Here is a 1,986-nt window from a genome sequence, read left to right on the forward strand (position 1 = left end):
AGACCGCGAAAGCCAATGGTCTTATCCTTTACGACTATATGGTCAAGTGTATGAAAGAGCTGGCGAAAGCGGAGCCAGATATCGATGCGCTCCTGCCTTGGAACTTCAAACACTAGCAGTGTCGCCCCGTGGGATCATGGGGCGGATACCTTACAACTTTCTTTTGCTCTAAGAGTTCATCTCTTTCTCTTTCCAGTTTTCGGAGAGGATCTTCGTCAAACACTTTAAGCTCTGGAGAATCTAAGTCTAAGAGTGATATATTAGTCAGAGTAGTTAGTAGGTTTACGTCTGATACATGTATATTTTCGTCAGTGAGACCATGAGCAATAGCTTCTGATAGTAGGGTTCTTCCTTTCTGTAGTCCATCTCCTTTAAGTTGCTCTATTTCCCTAATTTTCTTTCGCAATTGACTACGTTCTTGTTTTAGTCTTCTCAGCTTTTCCATATCTTTTAAGTGATCTTCATTGGTAGCACCTATAAAATACGGTAGTGTGTCTTTGATGGATTGGGGAATAAAAGGATCTGCCTGCCTATGAAAGAGTACACGTTTAGATGCAAGCTCTTCTTGAGCCTGAAACAAAAATGATTTTGTGTGTTTAAATGATATAGATATACTCGAACGAGTATTTCCATCTGGAACTTGTGTGACATATTCAGATATACCCAATCTACGAGATAGGAAATCCTCTACTCCAGAAACATTTGTAGAATGCCTCAGCTCGTCATAAATCGGTAAGTCGATTCTGTGAGAAACTCTCAAGTCACAAGTTGTGCTCGATTTCATGCCTTCATCAGGAGCCTTTCTCGCGATAAACACTTGGCAATCATCTAACTCTAATAAAACGGAATACCACGAGACTACATCAGTAATTAGCCCATCTGCGACATTACACTCACTTCGCCCAAGACAGTAGTCAATAATTTCGATAAGCTGAGACTTACCTCGTTTTGAGGCCCCTGTAAGTATGTTTAGAGAACCGCGACTAAACGTAACATCGTTTCTCTCACCATGTTTACTGTATACACTGATACTTTTAATTTGCATTTATGGTCGAACTCCAAGCTTTGCATAAGCTGTAGCGTCTGAATCAAATTGACTAAACCACCTTCCGAGAAGGCGAGCCGCTCTGAGGCTTTCTTTCATATCTGTACTTTTATCAAATAATGTCGGGGACTTAGGTAAAGAGGAGCTTGCTACAAATAATCTGCATTCACTGTCCATTTTTATAGCCCCTGTGATAGATAGAAACTGGATCGCTTCAATAACGATGGGGACAAAACCTTCGACTAATTCAGGAAGTAAAGCGATATAGCCATCATTTTGACCTACCCATTTATCTATCGAGGTAGTGATTGAGCTTGGCAGTCTAGATGAAAAGATTCGATTTGCAGACAGCGGAACCGCTAGAAAAGCTAAGTTTGAACTCAAGCCTTTACCTGAAGACTGTTCATGCTCTCGAATAATAGAATACAAAAGAAACCCAATATACGCCTCGTTATACAACGCGCTTTCATCTTGAGATAAACAACTACGGTTAGTCATTCTTCCCCCTTATTGAAACCAAAAATTTCTTCATATTGAGGATGCCAACCTATCCGAGCCTCATCAGCTAAAATATGATAAGTGCCCCTTGCAACATAATCACCGTCAAATTGAGGACGAATTCTCTTCAGACCATTAGTCTGGCATTTCGTATAAACTGAAGCTCCTTGATTTTCCAAAGGCAAATCACATTGTGTCATTTGTACATGGTCAAAATGTATCTCCCACTCTTCATATATCTTATCTTCGTATTTCTTTAATTCTCCAGGCAACAAAAGCCCTTGACGATGCCAACTAAATAACTGTTCCTAAATATAGATCACTGGTTTGTAGAAAAAGAAGGGAACTCGGTACCGTTTGAGCGATCTGATCAGTCGCCAAACATACAAACCTACAACCGTTACCGAGTTCTCATGATTCTAACATTACCTGACCGCGCAGAG

General features: G+C 40.4%; 3 protein-coding genes and 1 pseudogene. 1 reads left to right on the forward strand and 3 read right to left on the reverse strand.

Going from position 1 to position 1,986, the window contains the following annotated elements; all coding sequences use genetic code 11:
- The coding region (locus tag QTN95_RS20380) for a transposase domain-containing protein (protein ID WP_331418354.1) at nt 1-116 on the forward strand (116 nt) is incomplete at its 5' end.
- On the opposite strand, the gene QTN95_RS20385 is transcribed toward QTN95_RS20380, so the two are convergent.
- From QTN95_RS20385 to QTN95_RS20395, 3 genes and pseudogenes are all read right to left on the reverse strand, one after another.
- Nucleotides 113-1,045 (reverse strand): hypothetical protein, encoded by a 933-nt coding sequence (locus QTN95_RS20385; RefSeq protein WP_331418810.1) that lies wholly within the window; start codon nt 1,043-1,045, stop codon nt 113-115. The two genes, QTN95_RS20380 and QTN95_RS20385, sit on opposite strands and share 4 nt — an antisense overlap.
- A complete protein-coding gene (locus QTN95_RS20390; RefSeq protein ID WP_053305761.1) occupies nt 1,046-1,543 on the reverse strand; it encodes a three component ABC system middle component in 498 nt (165 codons plus the stop codon).
- A pseudogene (locus tag QTN95_RS20395) lies at nt 1,540-1,830 on the reverse strand (ABC-three component system protein); the annotation flags it as partial. The gene QTN95_RS20390 and the pseudogene QTN95_RS20395, both read right to left, overlap by 4 nt.
- Between the last annotated feature and the right edge of the window lie 156 nt (nt 1,831-1,986).

This window comes from Vibrio sp. M260112 (genome assembly GCF_036533775.1).
Classification (GTDB): domain Bacteria; phylum Pseudomonadota; class Gammaproteobacteria; order Enterobacterales; family Vibrionaceae; genus Vibrio.

What these genes read in the sequence shown, in the direction of transcription:
- QTN95_RS20390 (WP_053305761.1), bottom strand. Translation starts at nt 1,543, where the DNA reads ATGACTAACCGTAGTTGTTTATCTCAAGATGAAAGCGCGTTGTATAAC.
- QTN95_RS20385 (WP_331418810.1), bottom strand. Translation starts at nt 1,045, where the DNA reads ATGCAAATTAAAAGTATCAGTGTATACAGTAAACATGGTGAGAGAAAC.